General features: G+C 70.6%; 17 protein-coding genes and 1 rRNA gene. 7 read left to right on the top strand and 11 right to left on the bottom strand.

The genetic code is table 11. From position 1 onward, the window contains the following. A 5S ribosomal RNA gene (gene rrf / locus ACZ4WQ_RS37520) occupies window positions 1-87 on the top strand; the annotation flags it as partial. 138 nt (window positions 88-225) lie between these two features. On the opposite strand, the gene ACZ4WQ_RS37525 is transcribed toward rrf, so the two are convergent. From ACZ4WQ_RS37525 to ACZ4WQ_RS37555, 7 genes are all read right to left on the bottom strand, one after another. Then, window positions 226-2,019 carry a hypothetical protein gene (locus tag ACZ4WQ_RS37525; protein ID WP_398377804.1) on the bottom strand — a complete coding sequence of 598 codons (1,794 nt, stop codon included), beginning with the start codon at window positions 2,017-2,019 and terminating at the stop codon, window positions 226-228. A 112-nt stretch (window positions 2,020-2,131) separates the two neighbouring features. Further along, window positions 2,132-3,571 (bottom strand): ATP-binding protein, encoded by a 1,440-nt coding sequence (locus ACZ4WQ_RS37530; protein ID WP_311724616.1) that lies wholly within the window; start codon window positions 3,569-3,571, stop codon window positions 2,132-2,134. Between the two features lie 44 nt (window positions 3,572-3,615). Further along, window positions 3,616-5,166, bottom strand: a complete 1,551-nt coding sequence (locus tag ACZ4WQ_RS37535; protein ID WP_311724647.1) for an SCO6880 family protein — start codon at window positions 5,164-5,166, stop codon at window positions 3,616-3,618. A gap of 2 nt (window positions 5,167-5,168) precedes the next feature. Then, window positions 5,169-6,497, bottom strand: coding sequence for a hypothetical protein (locus ACZ4WQ_RS37540; protein WP_398377799.1), 1,329 nt, complete (start codon window positions 6,495-6,497; stop codon window positions 5,169-5,171). After that, window positions 6,487-7,380: a DUF8175 domain-containg protein gene (locus ACZ4WQ_RS37545; protein WP_398377801.1), complete on the bottom strand. Its 894-nt coding sequence runs from the start codon at window positions 7,378-7,380 to the stop codon at window positions 6,487-6,489. The genes ACZ4WQ_RS37540 and ACZ4WQ_RS37545 overlap by 11 nt, the downstream gene beginning before the upstream one ends. Window positions 7,381-7,682: 302 nt before the next feature. Next, the gene (locus ACZ4WQ_RS37550) at window positions 7,683-7,991 is read right to left on the bottom strand and encodes a hypothetical protein (protein WP_311724613.1); all 309 of its coding nucleotides are present in this window, start codon (window positions 7,989-7,991) and stop codon (window positions 7,683-7,685) included. 327 nt (window positions 7,992-8,318) lie between these two features. Next, the gene (locus ACZ4WQ_RS37555) at window positions 8,319-8,525 is read right to left on the bottom strand and encodes a DUF397 domain-containing protein (protein WP_014177694.1); all 207 of its coding nucleotides are present in this window, start codon (window positions 8,523-8,525) and stop codon (window positions 8,319-8,321) included. A gap of 260 nt (window positions 8,526-8,785) precedes the next feature. Between ACZ4WQ_RS37555 and ACZ4WQ_RS37560 the strand changes: the two genes are divergently transcribed. Continuing rightward, complete coding sequence (locus ACZ4WQ_RS37560) at window positions 8,786-9,811, top strand: C40 family peptidase (RefSeq protein WP_311724612.1); 1,026 nt, start codon at window positions 8,786-8,788, stop codon at window positions 9,809-9,811. A 200-nt stretch (window positions 9,812-10,011) separates the two neighbouring features. After that, window positions 10,012-10,728, top strand: a complete 717-nt coding sequence (locus tag ACZ4WQ_RS37565; protein ID WP_358849406.1) for a phosphatase PAP2 family protein — start codon at window positions 10,012-10,014, stop codon at window positions 10,726-10,728. A gap of 140 nt (window positions 10,729-10,868) precedes the next feature. On the opposite strand, the gene ACZ4WQ_RS37570 is transcribed toward ACZ4WQ_RS37565, so the two are convergent. Together ACZ4WQ_RS37570 and ACZ4WQ_RS37575 are read right to left on the bottom strand one after the other, a co-directional pair. Next, window positions 10,869-12,497, bottom strand: a complete 1,629-nt coding sequence (locus tag ACZ4WQ_RS37570) for an FAD-binding oxidoreductase (protein ID WP_385347079.1) — start codon at window positions 12,495-12,497, stop codon at window positions 10,869-10,871. 70 nt (window positions 12,498-12,567) lie between these two features. Further along, the gene (locus ACZ4WQ_RS37575) at window positions 12,568-12,903 is read right to left on the bottom strand and encodes a hypothetical protein (RefSeq protein WP_398377678.1); all 336 of its coding nucleotides are present in this window, start codon (window positions 12,901-12,903) and stop codon (window positions 12,568-12,570) included. Window positions 12,904-13,000: 97 nt separating this feature from the next. Between ACZ4WQ_RS37575 and ACZ4WQ_RS37580 the strand changes: the two genes are divergently transcribed. Beyond that, window positions 13,001-14,074: an SCO4651 family lipoprotein gene (locus tag ACZ4WQ_RS37580; protein WP_398377612.1), complete on the top strand. Its 1,074-nt coding sequence runs from the start codon at window positions 13,001-13,003 to the stop codon at window positions 14,072-14,074. Window positions 14,075-14,201: 127 nt separating this feature from the next. After that, window positions 14,202-14,390 (top strand): hypothetical protein, encoded by a 189-nt coding sequence (locus tag ACZ4WQ_RS37585; protein WP_311724609.1) that lies wholly within the window; start codon window positions 14,202-14,204, stop codon window positions 14,388-14,390. A 214-nt stretch (window positions 14,391-14,604) separates the two neighbouring features. On the opposite strand, the gene ACZ4WQ_RS37590 is transcribed toward ACZ4WQ_RS37585, so the two are convergent. Then, window positions 14,605-14,988: a metal-sensitive transcriptional regulator gene (locus tag ACZ4WQ_RS37590; RefSeq protein ID WP_311724608.1), complete on the bottom strand. Its 384-nt coding sequence runs from the start codon at window positions 14,986-14,988 to the stop codon at window positions 14,605-14,607. A gap of 194 nt (window positions 14,989-15,182) precedes the next feature. Here ACZ4WQ_RS37590 and ACZ4WQ_RS37595 point away from each other — a divergent pair, with 194 nt between their 5' ends. Further along, complete coding sequence (locus ACZ4WQ_RS37595) at window positions 15,183-15,803, top strand: DUF47 domain-containing protein (RefSeq protein ID WP_311724607.1); 621 nt, start codon at window positions 15,183-15,185, stop codon at window positions 15,801-15,803. An 8-nt stretch (window positions 15,804-15,811) separates the two neighbouring features. After that, entirely contained in the window at window positions 15,812-16,810 is a 999-nt protein-coding gene (locus ACZ4WQ_RS37600) for an inorganic phosphate transporter (protein WP_311724606.1), read from the top strand. Between the two features lie 181 nt (window positions 16,811-16,991). On the opposite strand, the gene pstB is transcribed toward ACZ4WQ_RS37600, so the two are convergent. Then, entirely contained in the window at window positions 16,992-17,768 is a 777-nt protein-coding gene (gene pstB / locus ACZ4WQ_RS37605) for a phosphate ABC transporter ATP-binding protein PstB (protein WP_311724605.1), read from the bottom strand. Between the last annotated feature and the right edge of the window lie 2 nt (window positions 17,769-17,770).

Raw genomic sequence — 17,770 nt, forward strand, 5'->3', positions numbered from 1 at the left:
GGTTACATTCCGAACCCGGAAGCTAAGCCTTTCAGCGCCGATGGTACTGCAGGGGGGACCCTGTGGGAGAGTAGGACGCCGCCGAACAATTTTTAGCCTCGGTCCCGAGTATCGGAAGATACTCGGGACCGAGGCTTTTTTGGTTTCTTCGCAGATCATCCTGAGCTGGGCTGGGACTGACATGCCACGCTCGGAACATCCCCCAGCAGTCGTCCGCGTTGTGGTTCAGCCCACCAGGGTGCGGTGGGGCCACCGTGCGCGGGCCTGCTCCTGGGAGCGCATCAGCGCCAGCGTGGGCAGGCCCTGCGACGCGCCCTGGGTCAGCAGGTCCGGCAGTTGGGGCAGGGGTGCCACGGCCGCGACATCGTCCAGGACGAGGGTGAGTGGTGGGTCGAGCCGACCGGAGGATGACCGTTCGGCCATGCGCCGGCCGTGCTCGACCACGTGTGAGGCGAGTGCGGTCAACAGGGGCATCGCACCCGGATGGGTCCGTGGGTCCTCGATGGACTCGCCCATCACATACAGCGTTCCCCCTTCGCCGATGAATGACTCCAAAGCGAGGGAGTCGGACCGGCCGGGGTTGCAGGCGTCCCTGATGTGGATCGAGGACAGCGCCGCCAGCGCACGGGCCGTCAGCTCCTGGGCCATGTCGCGGCGTTCCGGGTGTGCGGTGAGCATGGCCTCCAGCTCACCCGCGGAGCCCCCGACGGCCTTCGCGTGCGTCCGCAGGATCCGCACCGGCTCATGCGCCGAGTTGCCCTGCGCCCAGCGGTGCACATGGCGGAACGGGCGGCCGTCCACGGCGGACGCGTGCAGCCAGCAGCGGAGCATGGTCTCCGCTGCCTCCGCCATGGGCCTGTCCGCGGCGTGGAGCGGGCGTACGGGGGCGAGGAGCGCGGTGGCGCGGGCGGCCGCGGCATCGCGGGACTCACAGCCCGCCGCGGGGTTCCAGCGCAGCCGGGCCGGGGTGTCGAGAAGGTGGGACGGGTCGAAGACATGGGCGGGGCCGAACTTCGCGCGCGCGTCCTTGGTCGTCGCCCACAACGCGGGGTCGCTGGTGACGACCAGGACCGGGCCGTCGGCCTCCAGGACGGCCTCGGACGCGGCGTCGCCGCGCTGTGTGCCGTAGAGGACGCGGGAGTGCGTCGGCTCGGCCCCGGGAAGCCCCGGGCCGCCGCGTGGAGTGGGCACCGGCTGGAGTGCCGCCGTGCCTGATGAGGCGGGCGTCTCGGCGATGTGGTGGTGGGGCGCCGCGGTGCCCGCGTCACCGTTGCCGGCGTGGCCGTTCCAGGGCCCGTACGGGGCTGTGGGTGCGCTGGGGTGTCCGACCCCGGGCTGTCCGGCGACCGGCGCGGCCGGGCGCGGCTCCTTACCGTTCGTCGCCCAGCCGGCCTGCTGTCCGGCCTGCTGTCCGACGGATCCGGGACCGCCGGGCGCCAGGCCGGTCGCCGAATCGGCGCGATACCCCTGGAGGTTGCCATCGGGCCGTGCGCCCGGCGCGGCCGCCGCCGCCCCGAGGGCCCCGGCCTCCTGCCCGGACCCCGGCCTCGGCCCCGATCCTCCCGGCCCTCCCGGTCCGGCGGCTGCGCGTCCCGGGCCGTTCCCGGGGACGTACTCGTGTCCTCCGTCGGCCTCACGCCTGCCCTCAGGACCGTCAGAGTCGGCGCTGCCCCGCCGCCCGGTGCCCCGCTTCGCCGCCGCTGCTTCCTGCCGCTCCGCGCGGCGCCTGGCGCGCACCGCGCGATAGCGCGTGGCGGTGCCGATGACGAAGATCGTCAGCACGATCAGCACCATCAGCTCGCTGATGAACAGGCCCCAGAACAGCCCGTATCCCGACAGCTGTTCCTTCGGCGTGTCGGGCCAGGCCGCGGCGAGATTGTGGGGCTGCTCGGCCAGGGAGCGCATCGCCTGCGGCGTGCGGAGGAAGCGCACGCTGTCCGGCCAGGCGCCGTGGGCGAAGAGCCCGGCCAGCCCGGTCGCGGTCCACACCAGCCCCGTCAGCCCCAGTACGAAGACCATGGCGCCGATCAGCAGCCCGTCCGGGATGCCGCCCTGTGAGGCCGGGGGTCTGCCCGGCTCTCCCGCACCGCCGTGGCCGCCCTGCCCTCCGTGGACCCGCCCCGTCGTCACGTCAGGCCACCGTCGACCCGTACGAGGGCCCGCCGTACGCGTCCGCCTCGGCGGCCTCCTGGGCGAGCTGCCGCTCCACGGCCGTGGCCGCCCGCTCCTCGGCCTCCGCGTCCGCGTCGGCCGCGAGCTGGACGGCAAGCCCGTCCTCCGTCATGGCCCGGTCGGTGTAGACGAGCGGCCGCTCGGCCTCGGTGATCAGGTGTTTGACGACCTGGACATTGCCGTTGACGTCCCAGACCGCGATGCCGGGCGAGAGGGTCGGGATGATCTCGACCGCCCAGCGGGGCAGGCCGAGCACCCGGCCGGTGGCCCGGGCCTCGTCGGCTTTCTGGGCGTAGATGGTCCGGGTCGACGCCATCTTGAGTATCGCCGCGGCCTCCCGCGCCGCCGCGCCGTCGACCACGTCGGAGAGGTGGTGGACGACGGCGACGAAGGACAGGCCGAGCCGGCGCCCGAACTTCAGCAGCCGTTGGAAGAGCTGCGCGACGAAGGGCGAGTTGATGATGTGCCAGGCCTCTTCGACCAGGAAGATGCGCTTCTTACGGTCCGGCCGGATCCAGGTGTGCTCCAGCCACACCCCGACGATCGCCATGAGGATCGGCATGGCGATCGAGTTCCGGTCGATGTGGGAGAGGTCGAAGACGATCAGGGGGGCGCTGAGGTCGATGCCCGCCGTCGTCGGGCCGTCGAACATGCCGCGCAGGTCGCCGTCGACGAGCCGGTCGAGCACCAGGGCGACATCGAGGCCCCACGCCCGTACGTCGTCTATGTCGACGTTCATCGCCTCCGCCGACTCCGCCTCGGGGTGGCGCAGCTGCTCGACGATGTCGGTCAGCACCGGCTGGCGGTCGACGATGGTCTGGTTGACGTAGGCGTGGGCGACCTTGAGGGCGAAGCCGGAGCGCTCGTCGAGCCCGTGGCCCATCGCGACCTCGATGATCGTACGGAGCAGGGCGAGCTGCCCCGTCGTGGTGATCGAGGGGTCCAGGGGGTTGAGGCGGATGCCGCCGTCCAGGGCGGCCATCGGGTCGAGCCGGATGGGGGTGATGCCCAGCTCCTGGGCGATCAGGTTCCACTCGCCGACGCCGTCCTCGCCCTGGGCGTCGAGGACCACGACCTGGCGGTCACGGAACCGCAGCTGCCGCAGGACGTAGGTCTTCTCCAGGGCCGACTTGCCGTTTCCGGACTCGCCGAGCACCAGCCAGTGCGGGGCGGGCAGCTGCTGTCCGTACAGCTGGAACGGGTCGTAGATGTACCCCTTGCCGGAGTACACCTCGCGCCCGATGATCACGCCCGAGTCGCCCAGGCCCGGTGCGGCGGTGGGCAGATAGACGGCCTGCGCCTGCCCCGTGGACGTGCGGACCGGCAGCCGGGTCGTCTCCACCTTCCCGAACAGGAAGCTGGTGAACGTCTCGGTGATGGCGCCAATCGGATCGGCCACGGCGGAGCCCCTATCGTCCCAGTCGTCTCTATCGCGCTATCGCTCTATCGCCGGATGCCGGTCGCGAACGGCAGTGTGTTCACAAAGGCACGGTGGTGCTCGCGGTCGCACCACTCGAGCTTCAGATAGCTCTTGCCCGCCGAGGCCCGGATGGTCCGCTTGTCGCGGGCGAGGGCTTCGGGGGAGCGGGAGGAGACGGTGATGTAGCCGACGAGATTGACGCCCGCGGCGCCGCTCGCCAGGTCCTCGCCGCGCTGGTCGAGCCGGCCGTGTGCGGCGATGTCGCGCGGGTCGACGGTGCGGTTCATCTTGGCGGCGCGGCTGGCCTCGGCCTCGTCGTTCGTCTTCTCCGTCAGCATCCGCTCGATCGCGATCTCGGTCGGCTCCAGGTCCATGCAGACCGCGACCGTACGGATCACATCGGGGGTGTGGACCAGCAGCGGGGCGAGGAAGTTGACCCCGACCGGGGTCATCGGCCACTCCTTGACCCAGGCGGTGGAGTGGCACCAGGGCTCGCGGGTGCTCGACTCGCGGGTCTTGGCCTGGAGGAAGGTGGGCTCCATCGCGTCCAGCTCGGCCGGCCAGGCGTTCCGCTGGGTCATGGCCTGGATGTGGTCGATGGGGTGGTCCGGGTCGTACATGGAGTGGATGAGCGAGGCCAGCCGGCCCTGGCCGAGCGGCTGCCGCACCCGGATGTCGGCCTCGGCGAGCCGGGCGCAGATGTCGGTCAGCTCGCGCGCCATGACCACGGCCAGGCCCGCGTCCTTGTCGAGCTTTCGGCCGCCGCCGTTGTGGCGGGTGGCGCGGGCGATGGCCTGGGCCTCGGCCGCCAGCTCGCGGGTGTAGTGCATGCAGGCGACCAGATAGGCGCGGTGCTGCTCGGAGGAGGTGGAGACCATCGACTGAAGCTGGTCGTAGGAGTCCTTGAGCCAGTTGGGGGCGTCTCCGTCGCCGCGCCGCTCCACGTCCTTGGCGTGCGCGTCGGGGTCGGCGGGGAGGGTGCGGGCCAGCATCTGCAGGCGGGTCACAAAGCCGTCGCCGTTGGCGACATGCTTGAGCAGGGTGCCGAACCGGTCGACCAGCGCCTCCTGGTCCTCGCTGTCCCGCAGCCCGACGCCCGGGCCCTCGATCTCGATGGCGGCGGTGACGGTGCGGCGGTCGGCGTGCAGGAGCACCGCGATCTCGTCGGGGCCGAAGGGCGCCGCCAGCCAGTTGATCCGGCCGATGCCGGGCGGCGGGCCGACCTCGACCTCGCGGCCGTCGATACGGGTGCCGGCCTCGGCGGCGGCGGAGCGGTAGGCGGCGCCGCTGCGCGCAATGCGCTTGTAGGAGCGGTTGATCTCGAACCACTTGTAGAAGGTGCGGCCGTTGTACGGGATGTACACGGCGGCCAGCGCGAGGGTGGGGAAGCCCACCAGGGTGGTGATGCGCAGCATCAGCACCGGGACCAGCAGCCCGCACATCATCCCGATGAACGCGCCCCCGATGATCAACGCGATTTCGCCGGTCTCGCGGTTCTTGCCGACGATCGCGCTGGGGCGGGCGCGTCCGATCAGATATGTGCGGCGAGGCGCGATGGGAGACTGGGCCTCGATCGTCACCGCCGGTCACCTCCGGGGTTGTTGCTGGAACCGCGGTTCTGGGCGCGGGCCGCGGACGCGGCCCCGCCGCCTCCGCCCCCGCCGCTGCTGGGGCGTGCGGCGCCGCCCCCGCCTCCCTGGCCGCCGCGGGAGCTGTGCGCGGCGACGCCGCCGGAGACCGGGTTGGCGGGCTTCGTCTGACCAGGGCGGGCCGCGGCGCCGCCGCCCCCGCCGTCGCCGCCTCCGCGGGCGCTGTGGGTGTTGATGCCCTGCTTCACGAGGGCGGCCGGGGAGCTGATGATGGCGGCGGCCTGGCGGGAGGCCGGGTCCGCGCTGGCGCTGCGGGCCTTGACGATCTCATCGCCGAAGCCGGGGACGAAGCGGTAGATCATCGCGCTCGCGAAGATGGCGAGGATGATGATCGCGAGGCCGGAGACGACGGCCGAGAAGGCGTCGGGCCCCTTGTCGGACGTGGACAGCGCTCCGGCCAGCGCGAGCACGATCACGACCACCGGCTTGACCAGGATCACGGCGATCATGATCCCGGCCCAGCGGCGCACATGCCCCCACATGTTCTTGTCGACCAGGCCCGAGTAGACGGCGGTGCCCAGCAGCGCGCCGACGTACAGCAGGGCGGCGCGGATGACCAGCTCCAGGCAGAGCACGCCGGCGGCGAGGATGGTCACCAGCGACACGACGATGAGCATGATCGGCCCGCCGCCGATGTCCTCGTCCTTCTTCAGGGCCTGGGCGAACGAACCGAAGAAGGCGTCGTTGTCCGCGCCGGTGCCGGAGGCGATGGCCTGGGTGACGGCGTCGGTCGCCGTGACGACCGTATAGAGGATGAGCGGTGTGAAGGCGGAGGCCAGGACCGTCAGCCACAGGAAACCGATGGCCTCCGACAGCGCCTCGCCGAGCGGCACCCCGCGGATGGCGCGCTTGGCGACGGCGAGCAGCCAGAGGATGAGGGTGAGGACGGTGGAGGCGGCGAAGACGACGGCGTACTGGCGGAGGAAGGCCTCGTTGGTGAAGTCGACGGTGGCCGTCTCCTTGACGAGGTCGGAGAGCTTGCCGACGAGCCAGGAGGCGGCGTTGGCGCAGCCGCGGGCGAGGGAGGCGGCGGGGTCGAGGGGGGAGGTGGGGTCGGAGGGATCGGGCGATGTCTGCTCATGGCCGCAGTTGCTTTTGTTCGGACCGACGATGAGGTCGCAGTTGCCCTTCTCCGACGGACTTGGAGATGGGTCGGGGGCGGCGGCTGCTCGGCTGGCCAGAAGCACGGCAGCCGTCTGCACGGCTGCCAGGGCACCGGCGACCGTGAGAGCACGGCGGTGTGGGCTAGCGAGCATAGGTGAACCCTCCGTACTCCTCGACCGCCTTGGCGATCTCATCGGCCGTGGAAGCGGTGCGGTCGCTGTTGACAGGCGCCGGGCCGTTCTGTTGGGAGTAGCTCTCGGCCTTCCAGTCGTTGCCTGCCCAGCGCAGCCTGACAGTCATGGTGAACCAGTCGTTGGTGACTGGGTTTGTCGAGCCTTCTCCCGCTGTGCCGAACACTCCTGTGCACCAGACCGCTACAGTCGCGGTGCCCCCCGCGTACTTGCTGATCTTGGTGCCGACAGGGGCGGTACGTGAAACGTAGGTCAGGCCATCAGCGGCCTTGCCGTTTTCGTCAAGCCCGAGCTTCTTGAGGAAGTCTGTCGAGTAGGCATTGTCGAGCTTGCTCTGGAGCGGCCCTGCCGCCGCGCTAGTGAAGGCCTGCGACACGATCTCGTGGCGGCGGTCCCGATTCAGCATGTCGCCCGACCCCAGCGCCACCGCGTAATTCGCCGCCGCGCTCTGCGCCCCCTGCTCCGTCTTGGCGAATCCCGACGCGATCCCCGTCACGCCGTCCTTACCCTCCACGGGCCGCTCCCCCGTCGGGGCGGTGGCCCGGCTGTTCGTGCTGGGGCCTGAGCCGTCGTCGGAACCGCTGTCCGAGGAGCTGTCTCCGCCGCCGCCGCGGTTGGCGAAGGCGATGGCGGCGATGAGGAGGACGACGACGCCCACCACGGTGACCAGGTTCCGGCTGGGCTTGCCGACGCGGCCGCCGCCTCGGCGGGGTGGGCCGAAGGGGTCGTCGTCGCCTTCGGGGAGGCGAGTGCGCGTCAGGTGGCCGCCGGAGGACGCGCCGCCCGAGCGGATCGGGTCCTGGCCGTAGTCGCCGCCGTATCCGTCATCGCCGCCCAGACTCATCGCATGTACGCCCCTTCAAACGTGTCAATCGAGACAACCGTGTCCACGGTCCCCGCCGCGCCGGCCGCGGCATCAGCCATGGTCGCTCTCCGGCCACCGCTATACGACGGTAGCGGCGCGGACCGACGTCGGGGCGGGGCGGTGTGAGTGGACATCAAGCTGACACGACCTCAAGGGGCGGAGCGGGCATCAGGAAGCAGCCTCGGGTGGGGGAGGTGGACCAGTGGGGGGCTCGGGGGCGGAGGCTTGGGGGCGGGGTGTGCGCCGCGCGTGGGGGGTCGGCTGTGCGAGCGGGTGGTGCGCTAGACGGCCATGCCGTACACGATCGTGAAGACTGTGCCCAGTGAACCGATGATGAACACACCGGTCAGTCCGGCGACGATCAGACCCTTGCCCTGTTCGGCGCTGAAGGTGTCGCGCAGCGCGGTCGCGCCGATCCGCTGCTTGGCGGCGCCCCAGATGGCGATGCCGAAGCAGAGCAGCAGGGCCACGGCCATCACCACCTCGATCATGACGCGGGCCTCGCCGCCCAGGTCGCCGAAGGGGCCCCAGTCTGGGGCGATTCCGCCGATGATGGTGTTGATGTCGCCCTTGTCGGCCGCTAGAAACATAAGAACTCACCGCCCCTTATGGGTAGTTGTGTGCCAACGTCGGTTGGCACATGCCAGCCTCTATCTTCGCTGACGATCCCGCTTCCGCATGTCGACTTGGCGGCATTTCTTGGCGGATCTCGTACGTGTTGTGGACCACGATGACCTGACCGGCGTACAAAAGCGTCGACGCGAGGCTTTCCGGTCACTGTGTGTATCACGCACCTGGGCACTGGGCAACGATCAGCGGTGAGGTCCGGCGGGGTCCGGCGGGGTCCGGGGATCGGCGAGCCCGGCGCCGTGCGCGCCTCGCTCGTCCGCCCCGCTCCTCCGCCTCGCTCCTTCGCCTCACTCCTCCGCGAAGTCGTCGAACTCGCCGGCCTTGACCCCCTTGATGAACGCCTCCCACTTCGCCTGGGTCGTCACCACGATGTTGTCCGGATCGTTGCTCTCGCGCATGTAGATCCGGCCATCGGGGCCCGCGGCCACCTCCAGGTAGGCCTCCTGCTCCCCGTCCTCCGGGGTCGTGGCCCGCTGCCAGTCGAGCTGCGTCATCGCGTGGTCCTTACGGGTCGGTATGAGCTCTGGGACGCGCCGGACTTTACGCGCTCCGCGTCCGTACGGGAGGCGGTCGAGGGGCGGGGTCGGCCGCGCGGCGGAGCCGCATATAGACGTCTGCCGGGGGCAGGGGTGGGGCGCAAGGGTGGGGAGGGCCGGGGCATGCGGTGCGAACGGCCCCGCCCGCCCGTATGGTTTCGGCTGGTGGGCGGCGGATTTTCGCCGTACGTGCGGAAACGCGTTCGTATGACGCGCCGATGGGGGAGGATGGCCGGGTGCGCAAGGTCTGGCTGGGCGTCAGTGTCGGTCTCGGGGTCTCGTTCTCGTTCGTCGCGCTCCTTGTCGTCGGTACGTACATGGTCGCCGCGGACCTCGCGGGCGGTAAGGGCGGTACGTCGGTCGGGCTGGCCAAGGGCTCCGTTCCCGCCGAGTACCAGTCGCTGGTCCAGAAGTGGGGGAATCTGTGCCCCGCCATCAACCCGGCCCTGCTCGCCGCGCAGCTCTACCAGGAGAGTGGCTGGAACCCGAAGGCGCAGAGCCCGGCGAACGCCAGGGGGATAGCGCAGTTCATCCCGGGCACCTGGGCCGCCCATGGCGTGGACGGCGACAAGGACGGCGACAAGGACATCTGGGATCCGCAGGACGCGATCCCGTCGGCGGCCTCCTACGACTGCTCGCTCGCGGGCTATGTGAAGGACGTCCCGGGCGATCCGACGCACAACATGCTGGCCTCCTACAACGCGGGCGCGTACGCCGTTATCAAGTACTCCGGCGTGCCGCCGTACCGGGAGACCCAGAACTATGTGAAGACCATCACCACCCTGGCCAAGAGCTTCGCGGCGCCCGTCCAGCAGGTGCGGCCCTCGCAGCAGTCGGCCGCGGCGATCTACTTCGCGCAGAAGCAGCTCGGGAAGCCGTATCTGTGGGGCGGCAACGGCACGCCGGAGGACGGCGGGCGGTTCGACTGCTCCGGGCTGACCAAGGCGGCGTACAAGACCGTCGGGATCGAGCTGCCGCGCGTCGCCAACGATCAGTGGAACGCCGGGCCGCATCCCAAGCGGGACGAGCTGCTCCCCGGTGACCTGGTCTTCTTCGCGTACGACCTCGACGACCCGAGATCCATCCACCATGTGGGGATCTATGTGGGCGGCGGGAAGATGATCAACGCCCCGTACACTGGTGCCGTGATCCGGTTCGACAACATCGACACGCCGGACTACATCGGTGCGACGCGGGTGACCAAAGATGGCGCAAAAGCGTTGCCGACGGCGAACTCCGCGTAAAGGCTCCGCCCTGAGCTGCGACGATGGGTCACCCTTCGATAACGTCCTGGTGATCGTTGGGTAGAGAGCGGAACGCCCCGCTCGATAAGGGCGTTTCCTGGAAGTGGATCGGCAGCGGACAACATCGGCATCGATCGCGTTGACCAACGGGGGCCGGCAGCCGCATGTAGCGACAGGCAAGAGATAAGGGGCCACGGCACATGGCTGGACTCGCACTGGACGGGTCGAACCCTGATGTCAGCCTGCTCTACGACATCAATGGACTCGCCAAGGACGCTCCCCACTGGTTCGACCGCGTCATGGAGTTCGTCGGCGAGTACGGGATCATCATCGGGCTCGCGCTGGTGATGCTCGGCGCGTGGTGGAGCGTGCGCAAGCGTCCGCAGGACGCGCCGTCCGCCGTCGCCGGGCTGGTGTGGGCGCCGCTGGCGGCCGGTCTCGCGCTGCTCGCCAACATCCCGATCCGGGAGTTCGTGGAGCGGCCGAGGCCCTTCAAGGACCATCAGGGGCTGGAAGTCCTGGTGGCGGGCAAGACGGACTTCTCATTCGTCAGCGACCACGCGACGCTGACCATGGCGATCGCCGTGGGCGTGTTCATGGCCAGCCGGACGTACGGGGTGGCCGCGATCGGCCTCGCGCTGCTCGAGGGGTTCTGCCGCGTCTACATGGGCGTGCACTACCCGACGGACGTCATCGGCGGGTTCGCGCTGGGTACCGCGGTCGCGCTGCTGCTGGCGCCGCTGGCGATGATGCTGCTGACGCCGCTGACGACGGCGGTCGCGGGCTCGCGGGTGGGCTGGCTGGTGCGGGCGGGGGCGGCCCCCGAGGCCGGGGAGGCCGCGGAGGAGGACGTTCCGGAGTTCTCCGAGGCCCGGACGTCGGGCAGCGAGCGCCGCAGCAAGGACCTGGCGGCCTGACCCCCGGCGCCCCGGCGCTCACAGCGGTTCATGACACACGGCGTGCGCGCCGGGCCCTGCGCCCGGCGCGCACGCCGCGTTTTGGCCTTCACACCCGCCAGGCCCTGACCGCCTGGGCCCCGGGCCCCGCGCCCCGGCGGTCAGAGCGCGTGCGGGAAGTCGAACAGCCGGTCCGGGTCGTAACGTTTCTTCAGCTTTGTCAGCCGGTCCGCCGCCGAGCCGTAGTACGCGGTGCGCCAGTCCTTGAGGGCGGCGTCCGTGTAGTTCTGGTACGCCGCCCCCGACGCGTGGCGCCGCATCGCCGTGTGTACCCCGTCGAGCCAGGAGAGCTGTGCGGTCCCGGCCCCGCCGGCCGCCCAGGAGGCGGTGTACTGCGCCAGGAAGCGCGAGCGGCGGTGCACGAAGGCGGTGGCCAGGGGCGCGACGCGGTTGACGGCCCCGCCGAGCGCGGTGAGCGCGATGCTGACCGCGCCCCCGCCGCCCGTACGGCGTCCGTAGGCCTCCACCTGGCCGAGCATCGCGCGCAGGCCCGCCTCGCTCAGCGAACGGGCGTAGAAGTCGGAGCGGGCCGCGTACGTCTCGCGCTGGAGTACGCCGGAGGAGCCGCGGCCCGGGGTGTCGCCCGGGAGGCGGCACTGGGCGGTGCCGGTGTCGCCGCACCCGGCGTACATCCGCATCGCCTCCACATAGCCGCGGCGGCGCAGCGTGACGGTCGAGGCGGGGCCGGGCCCGCCCGGGCCGTCGGCGAGCCGGTCGACGGCGTTCTGCAGCTCGCCGTAGGTGCCGAGCGAGAAGCAGCTCACCGAGACGGTCGGGGTGCGTCCGGGGGAGGCCTCCAGATGGAGCGCGGACCAGATCTCGTCCGGCTGCTCCGGGCCCCACTTCTGCCAGGCGCGCAGCACCGTCGCCGCCTTGGCCCACGGCCACTTCATGTAGCAGGTGACGCCGTCGGCGGCCCGGTGGGTACGGAAGCGGAGCTCGGTGACGACGCCGAAGTTGCCGTTGCCGGCGCCGCGCAGGGCCCAGAACAGATCGGCCTCGCGGTCCTTGGACACCTGGAGGCTCCGGCCGTCGGCGGTGACGACGGTCGCGCCGGTGAGGTTGTCGGAGGTGAGCCCGTACGCCCGGGAGACCACGCCGTGGCCGCCGCCGAGGGTCAGGCCGGAGATGCCCACGGTGGGGCAGGAGCCGCCGGGCACGGTGACGCCCGAGGCGCCCAGGGTGGTGTAGACGTCGATGAGTTTGGCGCCCGCGCCGATCCGGGCCTCGCCGGAGGAGGTACGGATCGACTTGAGCGCGGAGACGTCGATGACGAGACGGCCGTCGCCGCTGGACCAACCGGCGTAGCTGTGACCCCCGTTGCGGATGGCGACCGGAGTGCCGTGGCGGCGGGCGAAGTCCAGGCACTCGGAGATGTCCGAGGTGTTCGCGACATAGGCGACGGCGGCGGGCCGCAGCCGGTCGAAGCGGGTGTTGTAGAGCTGACGGGCGGTGGCGTAGTCGGCGTCGCCGGGGCGTATCAGGTCGCCCTGAAGGCCCTTGCCCAGCGCGGTCCAGTCGGTGGCCCGCGGCTTGCCGTCGGAGCCGCCGGCGGAGGCCGACGCGGAGGCGGAGGCGGACGACGAGCGGGCGTCGGAGGCGGAGGAGGGGGCGCGGGTGGACGGGTCGCCGTCGCCCGCCGACTGTCCCGAGTTCTTGTCGCACGCGGCGGCCCCGGCCCCCGTGGTCGCCAGTGCCGTGCCCGCTGCCAGTAGTGTCCGCCGGTTCATGGCGGCCTCCCGTCCCACTTGACGCTGCTGACCCACCAGTTGGCCGGGCGGCGCGCGCCGGTCCGGTCCCCTACTCAGAGGGCGAGGCGGCGCGTCCGGTTCCGTGGGCGGCGGATGCGGAACGGGAGACGGTGACTTCCGCGGCGGCATCAGCGATGGCTTCGGAGGCGATGCCGGGGCCGGAAGGCGCGCTGCGGGGCGGCGGCGGAGCGGCTGTGCGCGCGGCCGCGGGTTCCGCGGCGAGCTCGGCGGCGTGGTCGGACGCGTCCGTACGGGCCTTGTCCCGCGAACGGCGGGCGGGTCCGTACCAGCCGCAGGAGCAGCGGGCGATACAGAAGGAGCCCTTCTCCGAGGTGGTGGTGCGGTGTTGGCCTGCGCCTGTACCTGGGTCGCCTGAGTCGAGCACATAACCACGCTACCCGGCCGTGACGGGCCGACGGGGCGAGTCGTTAAACGAACAAGTACCAAGGCGTGGACGAGCGTGGCCAGGGGGTCGGCGGTCGATGGAAATCCAGCGGCGTACGGGCGGTGCCCCGACGAGGCGCGTGGCGGCCGCCTTGGCGGGCGGGTTGCTGGCCGGGCTGATGGCGACCGTGAGCGGTTGTTCCTCCGAGACGGTCGCGGACGAACGCCCCGGCGGCGAATCGCGCGCCGAGACCGACGCGGCCGCCGCGCTGCACCGCGCCGCGGATGTGCTGATCCGGTCGGGCAGTTCGCGGGTCCGTACGACGATGGAGACGGCTACGGGCGGCACCCGCGTATCGATCAGGGGCAGCGGCGCCTACGACTACGCCAGGCGGATGGGGCGGCTGCGGCTGGTGCTGCCGAGGGACGCGATGGGGGCCGCCGAGCACGAGCCGATCACCGAACTGCTCTCCTCGGGCGCGCTGTTCATGCGGAACCGGGGCGCGGGCATCCCGCCGGACAAGTGGGTGCGGGTGGACACGGCCGGCATCCCGGACGGGAACCTGGTCACCGGCGGGGCGACCGATCCGCTGGCCGCCGCCGAGCTGCTGCGCGGTGCGCGGGGCGTGAGTCTGGTGGGTGAGGAGGCGCTGGACGGCACGGTGGTGCGGCACTACCGCGGGACGACGGACATCGGGCGGGCCGCGCGGGCCGCGTCGCCGGGCGTGCGGGGCCCGTTGGCCGCCGCCGCGCGGGGGTTCGCCGAGCACGCGGTGCCCTTCGACGCGTATCTCGACCTTCAGGGGCGGCTGCGCGAGGTGCGGCACCACTTCACGGTGACCAGCGAGGTCGTCGGCCGGCCCGCCCAGGACGGCCAGGACGCCCAGGGCGGTCAGGGCGGTCAGGACGGGGGCACCGGCACCGACACCGGAACCAGTGCCGGCGCGACAAGCGGAACCACAAACGGAGGCGGAACCGGAACCGGAAGCGACGCCTACCGACCCGACCAGGGCGCCCCCGGGCAGCGGAGCGCCCCCGGCCCCCAGGGCGTACGGCGCACGCTGGGCGTGGCCTCCATCACCGAGCTGTACGACTTCGGTGCCCCGGCCGCCGTCACGCTGCCCAAACCATCGGATATCTACACAGGAAAGGTCGTAACCCCCCAGACCTAGCCAGCGCATGCCGTTCAGCCCCGTGAAATGGTCCATCCGTGCCATGCGCGGAGTGTGTACCGATCCCTACGCTGGGAAGCCGCTGCTCGGAAGTGCTTGCAGATGCTCGCAGGAGGAGGTGAAACACGTGGTTGCGCGTCGCGGCTCGTCGGGCCCGGACCCCGTGGCCCTCGTCGAGATCGATCTCTACGGTGAGTTGATGATCGCTGCGTCGAGCGCGGATGAGGACAGGCTCAGTCCGGACCGTATCGACGAGGTGCTCCAGGTGGCGGCGGACCGATCAGATCCAGCCGAGGGCGAGGACGCCCGGCCCTAGGCCCTGTCTCCCCCCGATCTCTGCGGGCCCGCGACGCCTGGCACGCTCCCCCAGCTACCGCTGGGCGGTGCCCCCTCCCAGCTACCGCTGGGAGGTGCCCCCTGACGCCGCGGGCCCCCGCGGCGGAGCCGCTGATGTCACCGTCACAGAGATCGGGGAGACAGGGCCTGGCGCCGGCGGCGGTGGTCCGCCGGTGCGGGAGCGGCGGGTGCCCTCAGGTCCGCAGCAGGCGGGCGATGGCTGCGGTGGCCTCGGCCACCTTGGTGTCGACCTCGTCGCCGCCCTGGACGGCGGCCGCCGCCACGCAGTGGCGCAGGTGCTCCTCCAGGAGCTGGAGCGCGAAGGACTGGAGCGCCTTGGTGCTCGCGGAGACCTGGGTGAGTATGTCGATGCAGTACACATCCTCCTCGACCATGCGTTGCAGGCCCCGGATCTGGCCCTCGATGCGGCGCAGCCGCTTGAGGTGCTGGTCCTTCTGCTTCGCGTAGCCGTGGCCGGTGTGCTGCTCGGCGAGGGCGGTCGCCGCTCCGGGCCCGGACGCCTGGCCGTGCTCCTCGCCGCCGCCGGTGGCGGAGCTGTCGGCTCCCGTGGTCGTCATGGCGTCCTCCCGTTGTCAGCGCTATGTCCCCATATACCCCAGCTGGGTATATGGTACCGGGTCTGCCAGGTTGGACCGGGTCCCTGTGATAAGCACTCTGCCCTATGGGTCACACTGGGGAACGCCGGTTACCGTGGCCGGATGATGCACCTAGCATCAACGAGACAGACCCCGATGCATTCCGAGGATCCCCAGTGCGCTTTCGTCTGACCCCCAGGGAGACGAGCTTCTACGACATGTTCGCCGCATCCGCGGACAACATCGTGACCGGCTCGAAACTCCTGATGGAACTGCTCGGGGCGGACTCCTCCGCTCGTAGCGAGCTCGCCGAACGCATGCGGGCCGCGGAGCACGCGGGGGACGACGCGACTCACGCGATCTTCCACCAGCTGAACTCCTCCTTCATCACGCCGTTCGACCGCGAGGACATCTACTCCCTCGCGTCCTCCCTCGACGACATCATGGACTTCATGGAGGAGGCCGTCGACCTGGTCGTCCTCTATCAGATAGACGAGCTGCCGAAGGGGGTCGAGCAGCAGATCGAGGTGTTGGCGCGGGCCGCGGAGCTGACTGCCGAGGCGATGCCGAACCTGCGGACCATGACGAACCTCACGGAGTACTGGATCGAGGTGAACCGCCTCGAGAACCAGGCGGACCAGATCCACCGCAAGCTGCTGGCGCACTTGTTCAACGGCAAGTACGACGCCATCGAGGTGCTCAAGCTCAAGCAGATCGTGGATGTGCTGGAGGAGGCGGCTGACGCCTTCGAGCACGTGGCCAACACGGTCGAGACGATCGCCGTCAAGGAGTCCTGAGCCTCGGCATGGACACCTTCGCGCTTGTCGTGACCATTGCGGTCGCGCTCTTCTTCACGTATACCAACGGCTTCCACGACTCGGCGAACGCCATCGCCACCTCCGTCTCGACCCGGGCGCTGACCCCGCGGGCGGCGCTCGCGATGGCCGCGGTGATGAACCTCGCGGGCGCCTTCCTGGGCAGCGGGGTCGCCAAGACCGTCAGCGAGGGGCTGATCGCCACCCCCACCGGCGGCCAAGGCATGATGATCTTGTTCGCCGCACTGATCGGCGCGATCACCTGGAACATGGTGACGTGGTACTACGGACTTCCGTCGTCCTCCTCACACGCCCTGTTCGGCGGCCTGGTGGGAGCGGCCCTCGCCGGGTCCAGCACCGTCCACTGGAGCGGGGTGGTGGAGAAGGTCGTCATCCCGATGTTCCTGTCACCGATCGTCGGTCTGGTGCTGGGCTACTTCGTGATGGTGGCCATCCTGTGGATCTTCAAGGACGCCAACCCGCACAAGGCCAAGCGCGGCTTCCGGATAGCCCAGACCGTCTCGGCGGCTGCCATGGCGCTCGGCCACGGTCTCCAGGACGCCCAGAAGACCATGGGTGTCGTGGTGATGGCCCTGGTCATCGCGGGTGTGGAGGACGAGAGCGACGCGATTCCGGTGTGGGTGAAGATCGCCTGCGCCGCGATGCTCTCGCTCGGAACCTACGCGGGCGGCTGGCGCATCATGCGCACGCTGGGACGGCGGATCATCGAGCTGGACCCGCCGCAGGGCTTCGCCGCGGAGACCACGGCGGCCTCGGTCATGTACACGGCGTCGTTCATGTTCCAGGCGCCCATCTCGACGACCCATGTCATCACCTCGGCGATCATGGGCGTCGGCGCCACCAAGCGGGTGAACGCGGTGCGCTGGGGCGTCGCGAAGAACATCATTCTCGGCTGGTTCATCACCATGCCGGCGGCCGCCGGTGTCGCGGCCCTCAGCTACTGGATCGTCAACCTGGCCTTCGGCTGACGGCCGCACAGCGCGGCCGCACAGCGCGGCCGTACACCGCAGCCGCACAGCGCTCCGTAAATGCGGCGGGCCCGCCCCCGGGTGATCCGGGGGCGGGCCCTTCGTCCTGTGGTGGCACCGCCATGCAGCACCACAGGACGATCCCTGCCCGCGCCGGCGGACCGGCGCGGGAGGCGGTGCGTCAGCCGAAGCGGCCCGAGATGTAGTCCTCGGTCGCCTGGACGGACGGGTTGGAGAAGATCCGCTCGGTCTCGTCGATCTCGATGAGCTTGCCGGGCTGGCCGACGCCGGCCAGGTTGAAGAAGGCCGTGCGGTCGGAGACGCGCGCCGCCTGCTGCATGTTGTGCGTCACGATGACGATCGTGAAGCGCTCCTTCAGCTCACCGATCAGGTCCTCGATGGCGAGCGTGGAGATCGGGTCCAGGGCCGAGCACGGCTCGTCCATCAGCAGCACCTGGGGCTCCACCGCGATGGCGCGCGCGATGCACAGCCGCTGCTGCTGGCCGCCGGACAGGCCCGCGCCCGGCTTGTTCAGCCGGTCCTTGACCTCGTTCCACAGGTTGGCGCCCTTGAGGGACTTCTCGACGATGCCCTCCAGCTCGCTCTTCTTGTACGAGCCGTTCAGCTTCAGCCCCGCCGCGACGTTCTCGAAGATCGACATCGTCGGGAAGGGGTTCGGGCGCTGGAAGACCATGCCGACCGTACGCCGCACGGAGACCGGGTCGACGCCCGCGCCGTACAGGTTCTCGTCATCCAGCATCACCTTGCCCTCGACGCGCCCGCCGGGGGTGACCTCGTGCATCCGGTTCAGGGTGCGCAGGAAGGTGGACTTGCCGCAGCCGGACGGGCCGATGAAGGCCGTCACCGAGCGGGGCTCGACGGTCATCGAGATGTCCTCGATGGCCTTGTGGTTGCCGTAGTAGGCGGTCAGGCCGCTGACGTCGATGCGCTTGGCCATGT

The sequence above is a fragment of the Streptomyces sp. NPDC028305 genome (assembly GCF_055569495.1).

Coding starts and splice junctions, on each gene's coding strand:
- ACZ4WQ_RS37555 (WP_014177694.1), bottom strand. CDS start 8,525: ATGACGCAGCTCGACTGGCAGCGGGCCACGACCCCGGAGGACGGGGAG.
- ACZ4WQ_RS37580 (WP_398377612.1), top strand. CDS start 13,001: ATGGAAATCCAGCGGCGTACGGGCGGTGCCCCGACGAGGCGCGTGGCG.
- ACZ4WQ_RS37570 (WP_385347079.1), bottom strand. CDS start 12,497: ATGAACCGGCGGACACTACTGGCAGCGGGCACGGCACTGGCGACCACG.
- ACZ4WQ_RS37590 (WP_311724608.1), bottom strand. CDS start 14,988: ATGACGACCACGGGAGCCGACAGCTCCGCCACCGGCGGCGGCGAGGAG.
- ACZ4WQ_RS37525 (WP_398377804.1), bottom strand. CDS start 2,019: ATGGTCTTCGTACTGGGGCTGACGGGGCTGGTGTGGACCGCGACCGGG.
- ACZ4WQ_RS37600 (WP_311724606.1), top strand. CDS start 15,812: ATGGACACCTTCGCGCTTGTCGTGACCATTGCGGTCGCGCTCTTCTTC.
- ACZ4WQ_RS37560 (WP_311724612.1), top strand. CDS start 8,786: ATGGGGGAGGATGGCCGGGTGCGCAAGGTCTGGCTGGGCGTCAGTGTC.
- ACZ4WQ_RS37545 (WP_398377801.1), bottom strand. CDS start 7,380: ATGAGTCTGGGCGGCGATGACGGATACGGCGGCGACTACGGCCAGGAC.
- pstB (WP_311724605.1), bottom strand. CDS start 17,768: ATGGCCAAGCGCATCGACGTCAGCGGCCTGACCGCCTACTACGGCAAC.
- ACZ4WQ_RS37540 (WP_398377799.1), bottom strand. CDS start 6,497: ATGCTCGCTAGCCCACACCGCCGTGCTCTCACGGTCGCCGGTGCCCTG.
- ACZ4WQ_RS37550 (WP_311724613.1), bottom strand. CDS start 7,991: ATGTTTCTAGCGGCCGACAAGGGCGACATCAACACCATCATCGGCGGA.
- ACZ4WQ_RS37565 (WP_358849406.1), top strand. CDS start 10,012: ATGGCTGGACTCGCACTGGACGGGTCGAACCCTGATGTCAGCCTGCTC.